This is a genomic window from Altibacter sp. HG106 (assembly GCF_028561755.1).
In the GTDB taxonomy this organism is placed as follows: domain Bacteria; phylum Bacteroidota; class Bacteroidia; order Flavobacteriales; family Flavobacteriaceae; genus DFVG01.
This window is the reverse complement of sequence record NZ_JAQQTD010000005.1, coordinates 187,948-209,312: the sequence shown is the minus strand read 5'-3', so window position 1 is coordinate 209,312 and position 21,365 is coordinate 187,948. Positions and strand designations below refer to the sequence as shown.

Annotated in this window: 14 protein-coding genes; 9 read left to right on the top strand and 5 right to left on the bottom strand. The window is 44.2% G+C overall.

The window, feature by feature from the left end; all coding sequences use genetic code 11:
* Positions 1–25 precede the first annotated feature (25 nt).
* The 3 genes from PO830_RS10050 to nhaC all read right to left on the bottom strand — a co-directional run bounded on the left by PO830_RS10050 (position 26) and on the right by nhaC (position 5,578).
* Positions 26–3,163, bottom strand: a complete 3,138-nt coding sequence (locus tag PO830_RS10050) for a sensor histidine kinase (protein ID WP_272853433.1) — start codon at positions 3,161–3,163, stop codon at positions 26–28.
* Positions 3,164–3,329: 166 nt separating this feature from the next.
* Entirely contained in the window at positions 3,330–3,974 is a 645-nt protein-coding gene (locus PO830_RS10045) for a peroxiredoxin (protein WP_272853432.1), read from the bottom strand.
* Between the two features lie 107 nt (positions 3,975–4,081).
* Positions 4,082–5,578 carry a Na+/H+ antiporter NhaC gene (nhaC, locus tag PO830_RS10040; protein WP_272853431.1) on the bottom strand — a complete coding sequence of 499 codons (1,497 nt, stop codon included), beginning with the start codon at positions 5,576–5,578 and terminating at the stop codon, positions 4,082–4,084.
* Positions 5,579–5,708: 130 nt separating this feature from the next.
* Between nhaC and PO830_RS10035 the strand changes: the two genes are divergently transcribed.
* Positions 5,709–7,970: a peptidoglycan DD-metalloendopeptidase family protein gene (locus PO830_RS10035; protein WP_272853430.1), complete on the top strand. Its 2,262-nt coding sequence runs from the start codon at positions 5,709–5,711 to the stop codon at positions 7,968–7,970.
* Positions 7,971–7,991: 21 nt separating this feature from the next.
* Here the strand turns inward: PO830_RS10035 and PO830_RS10030 are convergent, their stop codons facing one another.
* Entirely contained in the window at positions 7,992–9,191 is a 1,200-nt protein-coding gene (locus tag PO830_RS10030; RefSeq protein ID WP_272853429.1) for an aminotransferase class I/II-fold pyridoxal phosphate-dependent enzyme, read from the bottom strand.
* A gap of 150 nt (positions 9,192–9,341) precedes the next feature.
* Between PO830_RS10030 and PO830_RS10025 the strand changes: the two genes are divergently transcribed.
* The 3 genes from PO830_RS10025 to lpdA all read left to right on the top strand — a co-directional run bounded on the left by PO830_RS10025 (position 9,342) and on the right by lpdA (position 11,913).
* On the top strand, positions 9,342–9,800 hold the full coding sequence (locus tag PO830_RS10025) for an Lrp/AsnC family transcriptional regulator (RefSeq protein WP_272853428.1): 459 nt from the start codon (positions 9,342–9,344) through the stop codon (positions 9,798–9,800).
* Between the two features lie 2 nt (positions 9,801–9,802).
* A complete protein-coding gene (locus PO830_RS10020; RefSeq protein ID WP_272853427.1) occupies positions 9,803–10,435 on the top strand; it encodes a type II CAAX prenyl endopeptidase Rce1 family protein in 633 nt (210 codons plus the stop codon).
* 74 nt (positions 10,436–10,509) lie between these two features.
* Positions 10,510–11,913 (top strand): dihydrolipoyl dehydrogenase, encoded by a 1,404-nt coding sequence (gene lpdA / locus PO830_RS10015; RefSeq protein ID WP_272853426.1) that lies wholly within the window; start codon positions 10,510–10,512, stop codon positions 11,911–11,913.
* Between the two features lie 90 nt (positions 11,914–12,003).
* Here lpdA and PO830_RS10010 read toward each other — a convergent pair whose 3' ends face one another.
* Positions 12,004–13,185 (bottom strand): hypothetical protein, encoded by a 1,182-nt coding sequence (locus PO830_RS10010; protein WP_272853425.1) that lies wholly within the window; start codon positions 13,183–13,185, stop codon positions 12,004–12,006.
* 295 nt (positions 13,186–13,480) lie between these two features.
* On the opposite strand from PO830_RS10010, the gene PO830_RS10005 reads away from it, so the two are divergent.
* From PO830_RS10005 to PO830_RS09985, 5 genes are all read left to right on the top strand, one after another.
* Positions 13,481–14,779: an anthranilate synthase component I family protein gene (locus PO830_RS10005; protein ID WP_272853424.1), complete on the top strand. Its 1,299-nt coding sequence runs from the start codon at positions 13,481–13,483 to the stop codon at positions 14,777–14,779.
* 26 nt (positions 14,780–14,805) lie between these two features.
* Positions 14,806–16,113 (top strand): tRNA lysidine(34) synthetase TilS, encoded by a 1,308-nt coding sequence (gene tilS, locus PO830_RS10000; protein WP_272853423.1) that lies wholly within the window; start codon positions 14,806–14,808, stop codon positions 16,111–16,113.
* 29 nt (positions 16,114–16,142) lie between these two features.
* The gene (locus PO830_RS09995; protein WP_442870102.1) at positions 16,143–18,104 is read left to right on the top strand and encodes a cytochrome c biogenesis protein CcdA; all 1,962 of its coding nucleotides are present in this window, start codon (positions 16,143–16,145) and stop codon (positions 18,102–18,104) included.
* 276 nt (positions 18,105–18,380) lie between these two features.
* Positions 18,381–19,037, top strand: coding sequence for a beta-phosphoglucomutase (pgmB, locus tag PO830_RS09990; RefSeq protein ID WP_272853421.1), 657 nt, complete (start codon positions 18,381–18,383; stop codon positions 19,035–19,037).
* A gap of 18 nt (positions 19,038–19,055) precedes the next feature.
* Positions 19,056–21,362: a family 65 glycosyl hydrolase domain-containing protein gene (locus PO830_RS09985; RefSeq protein ID WP_272853420.1), complete on the top strand. Its 2,307-nt coding sequence runs from the start codon at positions 19,056–19,058 to the stop codon at positions 21,360–21,362.
* Positions 21,363–21,365 lie beyond the last annotated feature (3 nt).

Genomic DNA, 21,365 nt, shown 5'->3' with positions numbered 1-21,365 from the left:
AAAGGTACTTAAAATCAGTGAGTTGCTACTTACTCAGTCGGGTAGTTTCTAAGGTGAGTACCAGTTGGGTGCCCCCATTCACCACCGAATTGATGGTGAGTGCACCGCCCAGTGCTTGGGCGCGCTCATTCATATTGGTTAGTCCGTTGCCCTTGTTCGAGGCGAGTGGGTCGAATCCATTTCCGTTGTCTTTTAAGGTAACCTTCAGTTTTCCAGGTTTGGCGTCTATGATACAATCAATAATGGTTGGTCGGCCATGCTTCACGCTGTTGTTGAGCGCTTCTTTAAGGATTAGTAATAAATGGCGTCGCTCTGCCATGTTAAGTTCCTTCTCTTTGAGATGATCAGATATATGTTGCGATCGAAACTGAATACCAGCATACTCACAAAAATTACCAGCAAATTCCGTAAATCGTGTTAAGGTATCGTACGCGTTATCTTTGGTGGGGTCTAAGGTCCAAATAAAATCGCGCATGCCGTTATTGAGATCGTGGAGGTTATTTTCTATTTGGAGTAGGTGTTCTTGAAGTTCAGGATTGTCTTTGTTATTCAGTTTAGCGAGTTCCGTGATTAGTGAAATGCGCGTGATCTTTGTTCCGGCTTCATCATGAAAATCACGGGAGCTTCGTTTTCGAAAGATTTCACGCTCTTGAGCGCGTGCCAATTCTAACCGACGCTCTTGTTGCAATCGTAGTTTCAGCAATAAATAAACGCTTCCCACCGCTAATAGCACAAATAGAACGTAGGCCCACCATGTGCGCCACCAGGGCGGTAGAATTTCTATCGAAAGTGTCACAGGCTCACTCCAAACCTGATTGTTATTAGCCGCTTTGGCCATCAGGGTGTAGGTGCCCGGATCGAGATTCGATCGCGTAATGACAGGATCTTTGGTATAGATCCAATCGGGATCGAAACCTTGTAATTGATACGCATATAAGGTTTCTTCCGGTAAGGTGTGATTTACAGCGGAGATGGCAATGGAAAAAATCTTGTCTTGAGGTTGTAAGGAAAACCCCTCCAAGTAGCGTAATGTGGAAGGGAGTGAAAAGCCGCCCGTTTGTTCTTCGGAAATGGGGACAGGTTGATTCAAGATGCGTAAGTCTGAAAAATAGATTGTGGGGGCTACTGTGTTTTCCTGGATAGATGAAGGGGTAAACGACAACAATCCTGTAGTTCCAAAATACAAGGTTCCATCTTTTGTCAGCGCAGCGGCGCCTTGATTGAAATCCCGAAGCTTGTGACCAAATTCCTTTGTATATGGGGTGAAGACGTTCGATTGTGTGTTCCACCTTGTGAGTCCGTTTCCCGTACTGAACCAATATTCATCAACATCTGTTTGAACCATGGTGTACACAATATTATCGCTAAGACCATTGGCTTCGGTGTGTTGTTTGAAGTCAGGTGTGGACGAAGTAAATAACGCTTCTTTCTCATCGATTTGAAAGATACCGGCCCCGGTGGTCATCAATACTTCCTTTTCATCCTTAAAAAAGATCCCATGCACACCGTGTTTTGCGACTACTGTGTTCCCAGGAATTCTTTTGAAGGAACGCGCATTTTCGTAGTCTTCAATCACGCCAAAGCCCAGTGCTGGCGTTCCTACCCAGATTCTTTCTTCAGCATCAAATCCTATGGAAAGAATGCTGTTTTCTGCAATACCATGCGGCCGTTCTTGATGACTATATTGCTGAAGACTCCCGTCATCCATTACGCGTATTAGACCAGCGCCATGGGTGCCAATCCACATATCTCTGTTGGTTCCTCTTCGTACAAAATACTCGTATTGCGTGAGGTGAGGATTGTTGGGAACCGACGTGAGATCGAGTTTTGAAATGGTATAGTTATCGGAAGTTCGATCGGGCCAATCTACGATGTTCACCCCATTGAAGGTAGCTAACCAGATCCTGCCCAGGTGGTCCTCTTCAATCCCCAGTACCTGAGGTCCAGATAATTGATCCGGCCCTGTTCCCGATGTGATATGAAAATAATCTTGGTCTGTATTTTTGGGCGGAATAATGGTGAGGCCATTCTCATAATTACCGATCCATAGATATCCTTTTGAATCTTCAAAAATGGAAAAGGTCTTGTTGCCTGACAAGCTGTTCTTCTCTCCCGGAATTGCGGTTTGATACCGAAACTGATTTAAATACGGGTCGTATACATCGAGCCCCGAAATAGTGGCTAGCCACATTCTATTATGCACATCACGTTGTATACCAAACACCTGATTAGAACTAATAGATCCTTTATCATTGGGGTTGTGATACAGGTACTTAAATTCCTCGTTCTGTGGATTGAACAAGGTCACCCCGTTAAAGGTGGCAAGCCACAGGACTCCGTGTTGATCTTCCGTTATTTCATAAATAAAGCCGTGCGAAGGACCTGTTTCAGGATCGGGTGGATAATGACGAAAGCTAGGGTCATCCCAAGTTCCTGTTAGCTTTAGCAATCCTTTGGTTTCGCATCCTATCCAGTAATTATTTTTCGAATCTCGGTAGATCGATTGTAATTTGTTTTCCGGAAGTCCGTGTTCCGTCGTAATCGCTTTAAAGGTTTCTGTTGTGGGATTGAAAATTGAAATTCCCACCTGAGAAATAATGAGTAAGCGACCATCTTCCAAAAATTCAAGTTGACGAATAGCCGTTTTCCTCGGGCCATTCTGCATTCCTTCCTGATACGGCCATGACACAATTTCAAGTGTCGATTTATGGATGCGTGAGAGTCCGCCTACCGTCCCAATATAGATATACGCATCTTTTTCTTTCAAAAAACTGATGGCAGGATGTACGATACAGGTGTCGCAATTTTTTTTGTATTCAAAATTTGTAAATTTTTGTACTCTGGGGTCGTATTTGGAAAGACCTTGTCGCGTGGCAAACCACATATTTTCTTGCTGATCTTGGATGATATGACTCACTTCATTGAAGACCAAGCTGTTTTTAGTGGTGTCGATCTGCTGTTGAAAATTGACAAAATGTAGCCCATCAAATCGATCGATTCCATTGTTGGTAGCGATCCAAAGATGTCCGGTTTTATCGAATTCAAGATCGTGTAGACTTATTTGCGAAAGGCCTTCATTTATCCCGAAGTGTTGGAACTGATAGGAGGGTGTTTGACCAATCATAGGGAACAAACACATCAGGAAATAGGGTAGTAGTCGCAATTTGAGTTAGTTAGTGTTCTTAAAATTAGAAAATTCTGAAAACTATTACTTTGAGAATTCCGTAAAATATTAAAATAGGATAGGATGTGATAGTACCCGTTTGGGTGATATTATAAAAAAAGCCCCACCAAAACGGCAGGGCTTTAATGCAGTAGCGTATAAAGCGCTAATTCATGTGCTCGCTCAAGTAAGTGGCTACCCCTTCGCGATCGGCATGCATCGCGGTAGCGCCTTCTTGCCAATTGGCGGGGCACACTTCTCCGTTTCGCTGCACATGCGTATAGGCATCGATAAGGCGAATAAATTCCGCAACATTACGTCCTAGCGGCATATGGTTCACACTTTCGTGAACTACGGTACCTTCTTCATCAATAATGAAGGTGGCGCGGTAGGTTACGTTGTCACCTTCAACGGTATAAACTCCCGTTTGCTCATCAATATGTTCGTCCGTAATGTCTAAAATTCCTAGTTGAGAAGAAAGGTTTCTATTGCTGTCTGCGATCAACGGATAGGTAACTCCTTCAATCCCGCCATGATTTTTTGGGGTGTTGAGCCACGCAAAATGTACTTCAGGAGTATCGCAAGACGCTCCAATAACAAGGGTGTTTCTTTTTTCGAATTCTGAAAGCATCGATTGAAAGGCATGTAATTCAGTGGGACATACAAAAGTGAAATCTTTGGGGTACCAAAATAAGATCACTTTTTTCTTTTCTTGTTGGGCTAATTCGAAGAGGTTTATCTTCTGATTACGCCCGGTTTTATCGATCGCGGTTACAGATTGGTTTGGAAATTTTTTTCCGACTAAAGCCATGTTTTTTCTTTTAGTATGGGTACTTGTTTTTCAGTCGGCAAAAGTAGAAAAACGAGACAGCATTCTAAAGAAAATCAACGCTGAAATCTTATTGAATTCTATGGAAATTAAGCCGTTTCCTTTCGAGTGGTGAGTTCTCTAATTTTTATTCGGAAGGCTGCAAAGAGTAAGGTCATAAAGGGACTCAACCAATTGAAAATCGCAAAGGCAAAATAATCTACCACGGGTACTCCCAGTACACCACTTTGATAGGCACCACAGGTATTCCAAGGAACTAGAACCGAAGTAACCGTTCCGCTATCTTCCAATGTACGTGAGAGGTTTTCGGGAGCAAGTCCTTTTTCTTGGTACGCTTTAGCGTACATTTTTCCGGGTACTACTATCGCCAAATATTGATCAGAAGCCGTAACGTTAAGCGCCAAGCAACTGGCCACGGTACTGGCAAAGAGTCCGAATGTGGTATGAAACAATGACAATAAGGCTTTACTGATTCGGGATAAGGCGCCAATGGCATCCATGACACCACCAAAAACCATGGCGCAGATGATCAACCAAATCGTACCTAACATACCACTCATTCCGCCAGCGGAAAACAAATCGCTTAGGGCTTCATTATCGGTGGCGACGGCCGTATCCACAGTAATAGCATTCATAATTCCTTTGTAACCTGTAACGAAATCTAATTGTTCTCCGCCTCCAATAGTAGTGACGATCTCCGGCTGAAAGATCACTGCCGCCGCGGCACCCAAAAGTGTTCCGGCTAAGAGTGCGATGAGGGGTGGGGTTTTACGAATGATCATAAGAATGACAATAACAGGTACTACGAAGAGCCACGGACTAATATAAAATGAGGCTTCAATAGATTCTAGGATCGAGGCCGTATCGGCGGCACCTTCAGGTTCGAGTCCAAACCCAATAATGATAAAAACGATAAGCGTTATGATGATGGTGGGGACCGTTGTAAAGGTCATATACCTTATGTGCGTAAACAGATCGGTACCAGCCATGGCAGGAGCGAGATTTGTGGTATCACTCATAGGCGATAACTTATCGCCAAAATAGGCTCCCGAAAGCACCGCTCCGGCGGTCATTCCGAGGGAAATCCCTAAGGCATCAGCAATACCAATAAGCGCGATACCTACCGTAGCCGACGTCGTCCAACTGCTTCCAGTAGCAATCGAAATGATGGCACAAATGATCACGCAGGAGGCTAAAAAGATAGTCGGATTTAGTACCTGCATCCCGTAATAAATCATCGTAGGGATGATGCCGCTGATCATCCAGGTTCCGGCTAAGGCGCCTACCATTAGAAGAATAAGGATAGCGCCTGTGGTGCTTCGTACATTTTCGGCAACTTCAGAGAGCATTTGCTTATAACTTACCTCGTTAAAGGCACCAACAAGCGCTGCTACAGCCGCTCCCAGTAGCAAGATAAATTGATTACTTCCGCTGAGCGCATCATCGCCAAAGGCATAAAATACATTGTAGAATAGCATGGCAACCAAAGCAACGACGGGAACCAGGGCTTCCAGAATATTCAATTCTTCATTTTCTACAATTTGTTCATTCTGTGGCTCTTTGGGGTCGATGTCTTTACTTTCCATAATAAACGACTATGCTTAGGTTAATTAGTTTCACTGTAATGTTACGATTTTGTAACCCGTATTGCAAATAGATGATGGAGATTCTCTTCCTCGTTTTTCTTAAGCTCATGCTGCCGAAATGTCTCCTAACATGCAAATCTTAACAGGCTTTTACTTTGTTGAGAACACGCAATTGGGAAAAACCCTTCATAAAAAAGGGGAATACCCTCTTGAATATCAGTCCTTCCACTCTTGCACAGACTTCTGTCCTGACTTAGTTTTGAACCTAAAGCTAACCCTTATGTGCGCCAAGAAAAATAAACTGGAAACTACGATTGCCAAACGTGCTGCAACACGGTCAAAAGCAACTACGAAACCAAAACAACCGGTGAAGACGGTCAAAAGAGTGATGCGCCGGAAAACGATCAAACCAACCGCCCTAAAACAGGTTCGTCATTTGGATCTGACGGTTTCCAACGCTGAGAAATGTCGTAAGACAGATGCGAACGTGACACTACAACGTCGCAGTAAATATGCCCCAAGCGATATTGAGTTTCAATTGCAACCACTGGAGGGAGAAGATCTAGTATTTCACATCATGCCCGGCTTTACCAGTAAGGAGTCGGCGTTGGGACAGCTCTCCGTGAGCACCCGAATTCTGAACTTCGGTACGGAAGATGTTGACTTAGACCGCGTGATTGTTCAGTATAAAAAAGGAAATAACAATGTTAACAAATCGATCTATCTGCCAAGTGATTCGCTTGTGATTGAAAAAGGCTGGTCTCGTACCTGGCAAAATAGTCGTGATTATCACAAAAACGGCGATGTTGTATTTATGCAAGCACCTTTTCCGACGAAAGTAAAGATCAGCTTTTACTTTAAAGGATATCGCAGTCCGCTTTCCATCACCAAGAACATCAAACCCTATCACATCGGATTTGGGTTTCCGTTCAAAGCAAAAGATTTTGAAACTAACGAGCATGTTACCGGATATTCTATGCATGGAGGCGGAAGTCAGGTGTTTGCCTATGATTTCGGAACGAATGCCTACGAAGATAAGGCGTGGCGGCACACAAAACCGGGGAAGGACGGGAGCAAGAACGAGCATTTTAGAATTTGGGGTAAACCCGTTTATGCGATGGCCGACGGAACCGTCTTGCGCTATGAAAATAACATTCCCAACAATTGGAAGCCCGCTGCCAATGATGACGATATGGAAAAGCAGAAGGACGAGTTATGGGGTTCCTTTGATTATGGCGGGGCAGGAAATCATTTTTACATAAAGCACGGGAGTTTGGTAGGCTTGTATGCCCATCTTCAGAAGGGATCGCTTACTAGCAGCTTCAGAAAAAAGGGAGCTGTCGTCAAAAAGGGGGATCTCTTAGGACTCGCGGGGAATTCAGGAAATTCTTCGGCGCCCCATCTACATAATCATATTAAAACATACGTTTCAGACGATGCGCCCGATTCGGGAGTGTTTAGACCCTTGCTGTTTAATGAAGGCTACGCCATTGGAATGCACGCGTATGCTACTCCGGAGTCAAATATCAATTGGTCACCGCTTACCACGAAAGGGATCCCTGGATTGAAGGATAAAGCGTGCTTTATATCGGAAACACATCCATATTGCAAATATCCCAAGCATTGGGGGGAAGTTACCCGTCATGGAGTACCGGAGGAAAAGTATCAAGAAGTATTTGACAGTATTTGGCCTTGTGGATATTATCCGGTTTGGGTAGATGGGTACGATGTTAACGGGAAAACCTACTTCAATGTGATCTTCAGACCGTCAAACAATGTTGGATGGGTGGCGCGTCACAATATGGGTGGAGGAAAATACCAAACTGAATTTAACAAATGGACACGTGCAGGGTATCGCTTGATACATGTCAATTCGTATTTGCTCCATGGAAAGTTGCGCTATGCCGCTATCTGGAAGAAGGACAGTTCTGTTGCGTTTACTGCATATCACGGGCGGTCGCTCTCATGGCATGAAAAGAATTTCGACCATTATCGTGATGCCGGTTGGGTTCCTCGCAATGTTTCCTGTACTTCCCTTAACGGAAAAATATACGTCACTGCGCTTTGGGAAAAACAAGACACGGGAGGGTTTTATTTGCGTCCGGTAATGACGCTTCAACAGTATAAGGATTATTTTGAAACCTATACCAATCAGAAAAAATTTAAATTGGTGTATCTGGATGCCTATACCTATAATGGAGCCCCCAGATTAAGCGGTATCTGGTATAAAAAGGCCGATGATTATTCGTCTTGGTGGGCAAAACATCATCTTAATAGTGGCGAGTTTCAACTGGAATTTGACGCCTATTTAGAAAAGGGATTCCTCACACGCTGTATTGCCGGGTACGAGCATGGTAAAAAAGCGCAATTTGAAGGGATCTGGTCCAAATAGTTATAACATGAAGTGAAAGAATTAAAGTACGCCCACTTCTTTCATACACTCCTTCATCATGCGATAGGTTCGCTCAATATCGTTATCCAATCCAATACTAAAACGGATGAGTCCGTCACTAAGTCCCATTTCCTGTTGCTCTTCTTCTGGTATTTCCGAAGAAGTAGAAGACCCAGGCGCACTAAAGAGCGTCTTATAAAAGCCCAGACTTACCGCGAGGTAGCCGAGATTTCGCTCCTGCATTAGCTCCATCAGCTCATTGGCCTTGTCTAAAGAACCTACGTCGATTGTAAGCATGCCACCAAAACCGTACTCATTGTTCATCATGTTCTTGAACAATTCGTGACTGGGGTGGGAAGGCAATCCCGGGTACACCGTTTTGAGTCCGTCTTGCTCAAACTTTTCCGCCAGGAACAACGCGTTTTTACTATGTTGTTTGATGCGAATGTGAAGGGTGCGAAGGTTTTTGAGGATCGAGGCAGCACGCAGGCTGTCCATAGAAGCTCCTAAAAGCATACTGGCCCCATCGTTGACGTTGCGTAGTTCATTAATAAAATCCTGAGTACCACACATCACTCCGCCCATAGTATCACTACTTCCGTTAATGAATTTTGTCAAGCTGTGTAGCACCACATCAGCACCCAACGATGCCGGAGAGATAGACAAAGGTGAAAAGGTGTTATCGACCAATAATTGGAGTCCGTGTTTTTTCGCAAGGGTTGAAAGCGCTTTAATATCGGCTACTTCTAAGAGCGGATTGCTCACTGACTCACAATACAACACTTTGGTATTGGAAGTAATGGCTGCTTCCACGGTATCTAATTTTGTGATGTCGACAAAAGAGGTGGAAATCTGAAAGCGCGGTGCGAAATTCTTCAGAAAAGCATACGTGCCCCCGTAGATTGTTCTACTGGAAACAATGTGTTCTCCCGCCTTACAAAGTTGAAGCAGGGCCGGAACGATGGCTCCCATTCCGGTGGCCGTAACATTAGCCGTTTCGGTACCCTCCATGGCTGCCAGCGCTTCCCCCAAATAGAGGTTCGAAGGAGAGCTATGTCGCGAGTATAGATAACAACCATCAGCGTTGCCTTCAAAAGTATCGAACATGGTTTTGGCGGAAAGAAAAGTGTAGGTAGAAGAGTCTGAAATAGAAGGGTTCACACCTCCAAATTCTCCAAAGTACTGCAAATCTTGAATACGGTTAGCGGGATGATTGCTCATAAGGTTATATTTTTATCAAAAATAGCAATGTGATGTTGTATGGTCAATAGTTATTAATATATTTAGAAAATGATACTAATATTCAGCCAAATATCAGTAAAATATTAATTTAGAAAACCGATATGCCAAGCGAACGCGAAAAATCTTCAGATGAAACTTGATAAAACCGACCTGAAATTACTTCGAATACTTCAGCAAGACAGTAAAAAGACAAACAAACAGTTGGCCTCCCAACTGCATCTTTCCGTGACCGCTATTTACGAACGTATTAAAAAATTAGAGCGTTCTGGAATTATCAATAAATACGTGGCCTTGGTGACGCCAGAGAAGGTGGGACGCGACTTTGTCGTGTTCTGTCATATCAAGCTGTCGCAGCACACCATAGAGAACCTCTCGGCCTTTGAAAAGCAAGTGGCACAACTCGATGAGGTGCTGGAGTGTTTCCACGTAAGCGGAGAATACGATTATTTGTTAAAGGTGGTCGTGGCTGATATGCCGGCGTTTCGACATTTTATGGTGAATAAATTGACTACCTTACAACATATCGGGAACACACAAAGTTCCTTTACCATTAGTACCATTAAAAACACTACGGCACTTACTTTATAACTATGAGTTCACGTATACTGCTACTAGCAGAGTTCTTCTTCCTATTTTTCCTGCTACCAGTGTCTTTTCTATGGCCGTACCCCTTATGGATCAAAGGGGTGTTGACGCTTCTAGGATTTGTTTTTGTACTATGGCAGCTGTACCGTCATCACGGGTTTCAGTGGTCGTGGAATTGCCCTCAGCGGAACAGGCTCCTGCGCACCCTGGGTTTTCGCCTGGCCGGGATTATTATGGCTACAGTATTGTTTGTAGCCATCACCGCTCCCGATCATTTTTTCTATGTGGTGTTGCATCGCCCAGTTTTGTTCGTTGGAATCATTTTTGTGTATACTTTATTTTCGGTGCTACCACAGAACCTGATATACCGTACCTTCTTCTTTGAACGCTATGGACATTGGTTCCGAAGCAAACCCTTGAAAATATGCTGTAACGCGCTGGTATTTTCGCTTGCCCACATTTTCTTTAGGAATTGGTGGGTGATGGGAATCACGTTTTTAGGCGGACTCCTATTTGCGCATACCTATATTACCTACCGGTCTACGGCTTGGGTAAGTGTGGAACACACCCTCTATGGAAATTGGTTGTTTGCCGTGGGTATGGGAGGGATGTTGGGATTCCCAGGGATGGAAGGATAAGAAGTTTTAAACTTGATAATTGGCAATTGTACCCGGTAGTTGTACCTTTGTCTTTCTGAAAAAAATCACACGATATGAGTACATATGATGTTGCAGTAATTGGGTCCGGTCCAGGAGGGTACGTGGCCGCTATTCGCTGCGCACAATTGGGAATGAAAACCGCAATTATAGAAAAATACAGCACCTTGGGCGGTACCTGCTTAAACGTTGGTTGTATCCCAAGTAAGGCCTTATTAGATTCCTCTCACCACTATGAAGATGCTTTGAATCACTTCGAAGAGCACGGTATCGACATTCCCGGGGATGTAAAGCTGAACTTCAAGAAAATGATCGAACGCAAAGCCGGTGTGGTAGATCAGAATGTGAAGGGTATTGCATTTTTGATGGACAAGAATAAGATTGATGTTTACGAAGGTCTGGGTTCCTTTAAAGATGCGACTCATATTGAAATCGCTTCGGAAAAGGAGACACAAACAATTGAAGCGAAAAACATCATTATCGCTACCGGAAGCAAGCCGGGTAGTCTTCCGTTTATCGAGATCGATAAAGAACGTATCATTACTTCTACGGAAGCCTTATCGCTTTCCGAAGTACCCAAGCATATGATCGTGATAGGAGGAGGTGTCATTGGACTCGAATTGGGCCAAGTGTATCGTCGACTCGGCGCGGATGTTTCCGTGGTAGAATATATGGACCGCATTCTTCCTACGATGGACAAAGCACAAAGCAAAGAGCTTACGAAAGTGATGAAAAAACAAGGGGTGAAGTTCTATACATCTCACAAAGTTTCAGAAGTCACTAGAAAAGGCAAGGAAGTGACCGTTACGGCCACCGATAAAAAAGATAAGGAGGTAACATTTACGGGTGATTACTGTTTGGTTTCTGTAGGACGACGACCTTTTACGGAAGGGTTGAAGGCCGAAAATGCCGGTGTAAAAATAAACGAACGCGGACAGGTGGAAGTCAACGAACACTTGCAAACGAATGTGAAAAACATTTATGCCATTGGTGATGTGGTAAAAGGAGCTATGTTGGCACACAAAGCGGAAGAAGAAGGAGTGTTTGTTGCCGAAACCTTAGCGGGACAAAAACCACACATCAATTACAACTTGATTCCGGGAGTAGTTTACACCTGGCCGGAGGTGGCTTCCGTTGGAAAAACCGAAGAACAACTCAAAGAAGAAGGGGTTGCTTTCAAGTCTGGGCAATTCCCGATGCGCGCCTTAGGGCGTTCACGAGCAAGTGGAGACACCGATGGTTTCGTGAAAATATTATGTGACAAAGAAACCGATGAGATATTAGGCGTACATATGGTAGGAGCCCGAGTGGCCGACTTGATAACTGAAGCGGTAACCGCTATGGAATATAGAGCGAGTGCCGAAGATATCGCACGTATGAGTCACGCACACCCAACCTATGGAGAGGCGATGAAAGAAGCAGCCCTGGCAGCGACCGATAATCGACCCATTCACATGTAGCTGCTCGCTCTGTACTATAGCAATTAAAAAAGCCTAATCACAGATTAGGCTTTTTGCATATATCGGGGGCTGTAAAGCGGGGGTAAACCATTATTCTATCACGGTCACTTTCCACGATTTGGAAACCGGATTCACCGCACTAGATCGATTATTGGCTACTCGGACGGTTACCGTATTCGCAGCGCTCACATAGCAATTCCAGATCAATCCAGACTCTATACTGGCGTTCGGAGCACAGTTACAGGAACTACCCACAGTAGCACCATTTACCGCTACGGTCAATTCGGCACTACCGTTGTTGGAGATGCTCGGAAAATCCAAGGTTGCGGTATTGGTCAATCCTTTGAGCAGAATCTTACGCGTAGTATTAGGCGTAAAATAGAGGTGGGTTCCATCGTATTCCACCGCTCCGGCTTCGGGAGTGGTTAGGTTCGTTCCACTCGTGAATTTTAACGGGGCTGATTGCGCAGCGGCACCACCACCGCGAATGTGTAATGTTGCCGATGGATTACTTTCGCTCAACCCCGTATTTCCATTTTGTCGTATGATCAATCGTTCTACTTGATTCTTTTGCCCTGAAGGCGTATTACTAATCGTAAAACGTGTGGGAAGACTTGTTCCCGTGGGAGTACCGTCCATGTAGAATCGGAAACCACCCACTTCTTGTACATTGCTGCCATCGTGTGTTTTCACCACGAGAGAGCCTACTTCTTGATTGGGGGCTAAAAGATCGGGTACATCTAAGGTTCCTCCTGTATTGTATAAGATATAGTTAGGTGGGTTGGTATTGGCACTTGTTATTTGAAAGTCGTTATCTCCGGGGCCTCTAAACTCAAAGCGTTCAACGGGGTCATCGGTTCCAAAACCAATACGGCCATCATCAGTAATAACCACATCGGTACCGCTTAATCGTGCTTGTGTAGCGTAGATATAATCACTTCCGCTTGGGTTTACACCATCTTTCCATTCTTCAGCACCAAGATTGATCCAACGCAATTGGGCGTGGTCCCAATAGTAGAAACCTTTGTCATTGGTGGCTACGGCCGTGGTTAAGAATACCATCATTCCGTCTTGATCTACTCCCGGATCTGTTGCCGGAAAATCATCAATTCGGGGAATCAAGATACCATCTGTGGCGCTCGGAGATTCTGGATTGCTAACCGTGATGTCTAACGTACTTTTGGGATCGGTAGTTCCAATTCCTACTTGTGCAATGGTGGGGGCATTAGCACCTAGTAAAAGGGTAAAAATTACATAAGTAGTGATTCTCATAAGTCAATAAATTTGGGTGTCACAATACTACAATCTTCTTACAACCAAGCCATTAGAATAGGTTATTATTCGATGTAATTGAAAATTAATCGATGAACTGCTTAATATTTATGCTTTTTATCGAACTATTCCTACATTTTTTTATTAAATAACTGAATATCATCTTTTTAAATTGGTGTTTTTCTACGTTTCATAAATCTGCTAACGTTTTCTTATCGAAAAAATGGTAACGAATCTTTCCATGAAGATCGTTACACCCAGCTGCTAATTCGTATTTTTGAGCGTTTAAAAGGCTATGCGATACACCTCCTACAAATCGATTTCCCTTACCAAAGAACTCCGTCTCAAAATATTACTTTGGGCACAGCAGTTTGAAACGGTGGCTTGGTACGACTCGAATCATCATAAAGACGAATGGTCTGAATACGATGCGCTACTCGCTGTCGAGGCGGAAGAAATGGTAGCGTGCTCAACGTCTAATGCGTTAGAGGTCCTGACATCCTTTCGGAAGACACGCGATTGGGCGTTCGGTTTTTTGTCCTACGATGTAAAAAACGAGATCGAGCCACTTTCGTCACAGAATCATGACGCGCTAGACTTTCCGAAGCTATCGTTCTTCAGGCCGAAACGTTTACTTTTATTTAAAGGGGATATGGTGGAATTCCAGTACCTCGAGGGCACGGATGAATGGGTTTCGAACGATTGGAACGCTATTCTGGCGACGACAATCCCAAAAGACTTTCAACATCCTGAAAATACCAACCCCGTGTCACTCAAACTCCGAACAAGCAAAGAAGCGTATTTCGAAAAGTTTGAGTTGCTAAAAGCGCGTATTCAACGTGGCGATCTGTATGAAGTCAATTTTTGCCAGGAATTTTATTCCGAAGAAACGCCTATTGACCCGTTAAAGACATACTGGCATCTCAACGAGCTTTCCAAGCCTCCCTTTGCCTGCTTTGTTAAAATGCAAGGTAAATACATTTTGTCGGCCTCGCCAGAACGCTTCCTGAAGAAAAAATCAGATCGACTTTGGTCACAACCCATTAAAGGAACGGCATCAAGAAGTACCGATACTGCTGAGGACCAAAAACTTAAAAAGCAACTTCAAAGCGACCCCAAAGAACGTAGTGAGAATATCATGATCGTAGATTTGGTTCGCAATGACCTCGCGCGAATTGCAACCCGGGATTCGGTACAGGTGACCCATTTATGCGATATCAAGTCGTATGCCCAGGTGCATCAAATGGTCTCTACCATTCAATGTTCGCTTCGCCCCGGCATAGAAATAGGGGATGTGCTTCGCGCAACTTTTCCTATGGGCAGTATGACGGGAGCTCCAAAAATTTCAGCCATGCAGCACATTGAAACTGTAGAGGATGCGAAACGAGGGGTTTATAGTGGAGCCATCGGCTATATCACTCCCAATGACGATTTCGATTTTAATGTGGTTATCCGTACCATACTGTATGATGAGGCTTCCTCTTATGTAAGTTTTTCGGTGGGGGGCGCACTGACCATCGAGGCAAAAGCAGAAAATGAATACCTTGAATGCTTGCTGAAAGCGAAAGCCATGCGCCAGGTATTAGAAGTCTAAATGGCCAACGCCTATATTTGTACTATATGAAAAACGCCTTTCAGAAACACCTTTTAAAAACTTTTCCTGACCTCTATCAAAAAAGAGTGGGAGTGGCTTGTAGTGGCGGACTCGATAGTGTGACGCTGGCGTTTTTGACGCATCAATTAGGATACGATATTTCCTTACTTCATTGCAATTTTAACCTCCGCGGAACCGAAAGCGACGAGGACGCTGCCTTCGTTACACAACTGGCTGAGCAGTATTCCGTTAGAGTATACCACGAGTCGTTTTCTACGGAAACCTATGCAACCGACCATAAACGCTCTATCCAAATGGCGGCACGGGAGCTCCGTTATAACTGGTTCGACGAACTCCTCCAACAAGAGAAGGTAGATTTTATCTTAACCGCGCATCACGCCGATGATTCCTTGGAAACTTTTTTGATCAATGCGGGACGTGGTACCGGCCTACGAGGCCTAACGGGTATTCCGCAGCAGCACGCTCACATCTTGCGCCCTTTACTACCCTTTTCTAGAGCCGAAATTTTAGCCTATGCCAAGGAAGAAGGATTGTATTGGCGTGAGGACAGCAGTAATGCTGAATCGAAATACTTACGAAACGCCCTGCGCCATAAGGTCGTTCCGGCCTGGAAGGAAATCACTCCAAATCTATTGGATGCCATTGCCACAACCGAACAGCGGCTCAAGAGCGCTCATGCCTTAATAGAAGATTATATGACCCTGGTGTACAATTTGGTGGTGACCCAACAAGCAGATGGCTACGCGCTTTCTATTGAAAAACTACAAGAACTGCCCAACACCAGGGCGTTACTGTATGAATTGCTTCATCCCTTCGGTTTTACCGCCTGGGAAGACATTTATTCGTTATTAGAGTCACAAAGCGGAAAACAAGTGTTTTCAGAGACACACCGACTGCTAAAGGATCGCACCCTATTGTTGCTTACCGAGATACCTTCCGAAGTCAATACTGAAAAAACAATTCCTGAAACGGCGACAGAAATAACAGCACCCATACATCTTCGTTTTACGAGCGCACCTCATTTTGAGGTGACCAACGCGCATACCGTTTTTGTAGATAAGGAACATCTTGAGTTTCCCCTTACCTTGAGAAAATGGAGATCGGGAGATGTGTTTTACCCCTTCGGAATGAAAGGAAAGAAGAAGCTGAGTAAATTTTTTAAAGATGAAAAGTTATCTTTGGCAGAGAAAGAACAAATTTGGGTGCTTTGCAGCGAAGAAAAGATCGTTTGGGTAGTGAGTCAGCGACTCGATGAGCGCTTTAAAGTAACCCGGAATACAACCGAATTATTAAAAATTACACGCGTACTATGAAGTTAAAAAATATAGTAGTAGGAGTAATAATGTTGCTGTTTATAGCGCCATGGGTGGGAGCACAAGAGTTCTCTGACCCTGTTTCCTGGAAGGTATCTTTGGAGAAAGAATCCGAAACCCGCTACAATATCTTAATTAAAGCCACCATTGATGAAGGGTGGCATTTGTACAGTCAGAAACAGTTTGGAGAAGAATTCGTAGGCCCGATTGCAACCGAGTTTACCTATAATAATTCTGAAGAAACCTTCACCCTGGTAGGCGATACACAGGAACCAGACATAGCACCGGTGTTCGACCCTGTTTTTGAAATAGACGTGGTCTTTTTTGAAGAAAAAGCCATGTTCATCCAACCTATTGATATCATTGATGCGAGCAAAGAAATTTCTGTGGATGTGTTCTATTCGGTGTGTGATGACGAAAAATGTCTGCCCCCTGAAACGAAGACCTTCACCGTGGATGTCGCTTCGGGAACAGCTACTAAAAACGAGGCTGAAATTACCGAGGACGATTTGGAAAAATCTGCCGCGCTTACCATCGACATACAAGGGCGCGAGAAGTTTGAATCTGCCGAAGAAAAAGAACAAAGCTATCTCTCTATTTTCCTGTTGGGTTTTGTAGGCGGACTCATTGCCTTGCTAACGCCCTGCGTATTTCCCATGATTCCTTTAACCGTATCTTTCTTTACGAAAAGCGCGCAAAATAAGCGTACCGGACTCGTAAACGCGGTTATGTACGGATTGTTCATCTTCATCATTTACGTGATCTTAAGCATCCCGTTTCACCTATTGGATTCCCTCAACCCGGAGATCCTTAACAATATTTCAACTAACGTCACCTTAAACATCATCTTCTTTGTGATCTTTATGGTCTTCGCATTTTCGTTCTTCGGATATTTCGAATTAACGCTTCCACAATCCTGGGGCGCCAAGATGGATGACAAAGCGACAAGTATCGGCGGTATCGTAGGCATCTTTTTCATGGCGCTTACCCTAGCAATCGTTTCCTTTTCGTGTACAGGGCCTATACTGGGTACCTTATTAGGGGGGTCACTTACCAGCGATGGCGGTGCGTGGCAACTCACCATGGGGATGGGAGGATTTGGGCTTGCGCTAGCGCTTCCATTCGCCTTATTTGCCTTATTTCCAAATTGGTTAAATTCGCTTCCCAAAAGTGGTGGCTGGCTCAATACCGTAAAAGTAGTGCTTGGTTTTATCGAGCTTGGATTGGCATTTAAATTCCTATCCAATGCCGATCTCGTCGAGCACTGGGGAATCTTGAAACGTGAAGTATTTATTGCCATTTGGATACTCTGCGCCCTTGGAATGGCCTTGTATCTCTTCGGAATCATTCGATTCCCACATGACGGTCCGCGGCGACGTCCACCGCTCGGTAACATCGTCATTGGAGTGGCAAGCTTTGCCTTTATGTTGTACCTGGTTCCGGGATTAACCAATTCTAGCTACGCCAACCTGAAGCTGTTGAGCGGATTTCCGCCGCCCTTGTTTTACAGCTTGTATGACAAAGACACCGAAGCACCCCTGGGGCTCACAGCCTATAAAGACTTCGACAATGGAATGGCGGCCGCCAAGGCCGAAGGAAAACCTGTGATGATAGATTTTACCGGTTGGGCCTGTGTAAACTGCCGAAAAATGGAAGAACAGGTGTGGAGTCGAGAAGATATCTTTCAAACCATCAACGAAGAGTACATTCTTATTTCACTCTATGTGGATGATCGGAAGGCGCTTTCAGAAGAAGAACGCTTTAATTTTCTAAAGCCTACCGGCGGTACCAAACGCATCAAGACGGTTGGGGACAAGTGGGCGACGTTTCAAACGGTCAATTTTAAAAATAATTCTCAGCCGTATTATGTGCTGTTAGATGAGAACCTAACGCTTCTAAATAAGCCTGTGGGATATACCCCAGATGCAGATGAGTACTTATTCTGGCTCGAAAAAGGACTGGAAAATTTTTCATCGGAAGTAACGCCCTGATGTACGGGTTGTTAGTGGCTGTCAAAAAAAGAAGCGTCCCGTGAAAACGGGACGCTTTTAACAAACCTAACTTAGTAAATTTTAAAGTTGTATCGATAAAATTTTTTATCCCCACAAAAAATCAATAACGATACCATTCACTAATTCATACCTCAAATATAAGACAACCTTCGCAATAAGTATATACGTATTTACACGTATTTTGAGAAAATCTCAAAAATTTTCAAAAAAACTAGGCATTTCATTAGCTTTGAAACAGCGGGAAGTAAGAAGAATATGAGTACAAAAGGATTTATTTTCGATTTAGATGGAGTGATCGTCGATACAGCTAAATATCACTATTTAGCCTGGCAACAATTAGCACAGGAATTAGGAATTTCTTTTACCGAAACACAAAATGAAGAGCTCAAAGGCGTGAGTAGGGTGCGCTCTCTGGAAAAAATTTTAGCATGGGGCGGCGTTTCTCTTACCGAAGAAGAATTCAATCGGCAATTGCAAAAAAAGAATAAAGAATACCTGACCTATATCGAAACCATGTCTGAGGACGAACTCTTGCCGGATGTGAAGCGTGTGCTGTATTTTCTAAAGGAACAACAGCAACCTCTTGCCTTGGGGTCAGCCAGCAAGAATGCGCGATTGATTTTACATAAAACTGGACTATTCGAACTGTTCGATGCTATTGTAGATGGCACCAATGTAACCAAAGCAAAACCAAGCCCGGAAGTTTTTATGGTGGCCGCCGAACAATTAGGAATGGCGCCTGAAAATTGTATCGTTTTTGAAGACTCACTGGCAGGAATACAAGCAGCCAATACGGCCAAAATGATGAGCATTGGTGTGGGCAACTCAAATATACTGCAGCAGGCTAATCGCGTCATTGCCACCTTTACCGAGCTTCCCAATCCCGAATTGGAAGCCCTTATTCATCACTAACTTTTAATTGTTGTTACTTTGAATCAAGAATATATTCAACCAGACCCGTGGTGTCTTATCGAAGAAGGTTTTGACCCCGAACTCGTGAAATCTTCAGAAAGCTTGTTTAGTATCGGGAACGGTGCTATGGGACAGCGCGCCAATTTCGAAGAGACCTACACCGGCCCAACCTTTCAGGGGAGTTATATTGCCGGGGTCTATTACCCAGACAAAACACGGGTAGGGTGGTGGAAGAATGGCTACCCCGAATACTTTGCCAAAGTTTTAAACGCTCCCAATTGGATCGGTATCGATGTCAGGGTGGACGGTGTGCTTTTAGATCTTTTTAGCTGTAAAAAGGTGACCCACTTCCGAAGAGAGCTTAATATGAAAGAAGGCTGGTATCGCCGTAGTTTTCAGGCTACGCTGCCAAACGATGCGGAAATCGCGGTTCAAAGTACGCGATTTCTTCATTTGGAAGAGGATCAATTGGGAGCCATTTCGTACGAAATCAAGCCCTTACAGGAGGGAATGAGCATTGAGGTGACTCCCTTTATCGATGCTGCAATTACCAATCAGGATTCCAATTGGGACGACCCGTTTTGGAAGATTGAAAAAGTGCATACCGAAGATTCTTTTGGCTGTGTGATTTCAGAAACACTAAAAACGCAATATGGCGTAGGTACCTTCATGGAAAAGGAATTATACGTCAATGGAAAACGGCAATCGGTGTCGTGGCAGGTGCAGCAAACCGATGCGCAAATCCGGCATACGCATAAACTTTCCGTAGCCAAAAATGAAACCGTTACCCTATACAAGTTTGGCGGCTATGTGACGACCTTACATCACGAAAAGGAACATCTTATAGAAGCTGCCAAAACCGTAGCGCAACAAGCGAGAAAACAGGGGTTCAATAAACTACTTCAATCACAAACCGAAGCCTGGCGAACGATTTGGGATATGGCAGACATCACCATTTCGGGCGATGTAAGGGCCCAGCAAGGGATTCGGTTCAACATCTTTCAACTCAATCAAACGTATCTTGGGAAGGATGCCCGACTTAATATTGGTCCCAAAGGCTTTACCGGCGAGAAATATGGAGGGAGTACCTATTGGGATACCGAAGCCTACTGCTTGCCATTTTATATGGCAACCAAAGGAGCAGACGTGGCACGTACTTTATTGGAATATCGCTATCATCACCTTTCCAAAGCAATTGAAAATGCTGAAAAGCTAGGGTTTTCAAACGGTGCTGCTTTATATCCAATGGTGACCATGAACGGAGAGGAAAGCCACAACGAATGGGAAATCACCTTTGAAGAAATTCATCGGAACGGGGCCATTGCCTTCGCCATATTTAATTATGAACGCTTTACAGGAGATACGGGTTATTTGCCCGAAATGGGACTGGAAGTTCTCATTGGCATCGCCCGTTTTTGGAAACAACGTTTTCAGTTTAGCGAGCAAAAACAACAGTATGTGATGTTGGGAGTGACAGGGCCCAATGAATATGAGAATAACGTTAATAACAACTGGTATACCAACTTTATAGCGAAGTGGTGTTTGCTCTATGCTTCGGAAATGGCAGCCCGCACCCAACGCGAACATCCTGAGGAATTTGAGCGAATTACAAAGAATACCCAACTCACACTTGAAGAACGTAATGATTGGGAAACCGTGGCCTCACAGGTTTATTTTCCGTATTCCGAAGCGCATCAAGTGTATTTGCAACAAGACGGCTTTTTAGACAAAGACCTGCGACCGGCATCCAGTTTGTCTTCCGAAGAGCGCCCTATCAATCAACACTGGTCCTGGGATCGCATTCTACGATCTCCCTACATCAAACAGGCTGATGTGCTGCAAGGCTTCTACTTTTTCGAAGATCAATTTTCAGAAGAATCACTACAACGCCATTTTGATTTTTATGAACCGCTCACCGTCCATGAGTCGTCTTTATCGCCTTGCGTGCACAGCATTCAGGCAGCTCGACTGGGACGTATGGAGCAAGCATACGAATTTTACCTGCGAACCTCGCGGCTCGACTTAGATGATTACAACAGGGAGGTAGAAGAGGGGTGCCATATTACCAGTATGGCTGGCACCTGGATGAGTATCGTAGAAGGCTTTGGCGGCATGCGCGTTAAAAACGATACCCTCTATTTTCAACCTAGAATTCCCAAGCAATGGGATTCGTACGCCTTTAAGATCAATTTTCGGGGAAGTATTATTCAACTTACTGTTTCCCAGCAAAGCATTGTTCTTCAGCAATGGGGCGATACCGAGAGAACGATTTGGATAAACGAAAAAAAATGTACCTTACTTCCAAATGCAACCTTTGAATATTAACAT

Bases quoted from the DNA above. Each gene is read 5' to 3' on its own strand.
- PO830_RS10045 (WP_272853432.1), bottom strand. From the start codon at position 3,974: ATGGCTTTAGTCGGAAAAAAATTTCCAAACCAATCTGTAACCGCGATC.
- nhaC (WP_272853431.1), bottom strand. From the start codon at position 5,578: ATGGAAAGTAAAGACATCGACCCCAAAGAGCCACAGAATGAACAAATT.
- PO830_RS10035 (WP_272853430.1), top strand. From the start codon at position 5,709: ATGCAAATCTTAACAGGCTTTTACTTTGTTGAGAACACGCAATTGGGA.
- PO830_RS10030 (WP_272853429.1), bottom strand. From the start codon at position 9,191: ATGAGCAATCATCCCGCTAACCGTATTCAAGATTTGCAGTACTTTGGA.
- PO830_RS10025 (WP_272853428.1), top strand. From the start codon at position 9,342: ATGAAACTTGATAAAACCGACCTGAAATTACTTCGAATACTTCAGCAA.
- PO830_RS10020 (WP_272853427.1), top strand. From the start codon at position 9,803: ATGAGTTCACGTATACTGCTACTAGCAGAGTTCTTCTTCCTATTTTTC.
- lpdA (WP_272853426.1), top strand. From the start codon at position 10,510: ATGAGTACATATGATGTTGCAGTAATTGGGTCCGGTCCAGGAGGGTAC.
- PO830_RS10010 (WP_272853425.1), bottom strand. From the start codon at position 13,185: ATGAGAATCACTACTTATGTAATTTTTACCCTTTTACTAGGTGCTAAT.
- PO830_RS10005 (WP_272853424.1), top strand. From the start codon at position 13,481: ATGCGATACACCTCCTACAAATCGATTTCCCTTACCAAAGAACTCCGT.
- tilS (WP_272853423.1), top strand. From the start codon at position 14,806: ATGAAAAACGCCTTTCAGAAACACCTTTTAAAAACTTTTCCTGACCTC.
- PO830_RS09995 (WP_442870102.1), top strand. From the start codon at position 16,143: ATGTTGCTGTTTATAGCGCCATGGGTGGGAGCACAAGAGTTCTCTGAC.
- pgmB (WP_272853421.1), top strand. From the start codon at position 18,381: ATGAGTACAAAAGGATTTATTTTCGATTTAGATGGAGTGATCGTCGAT.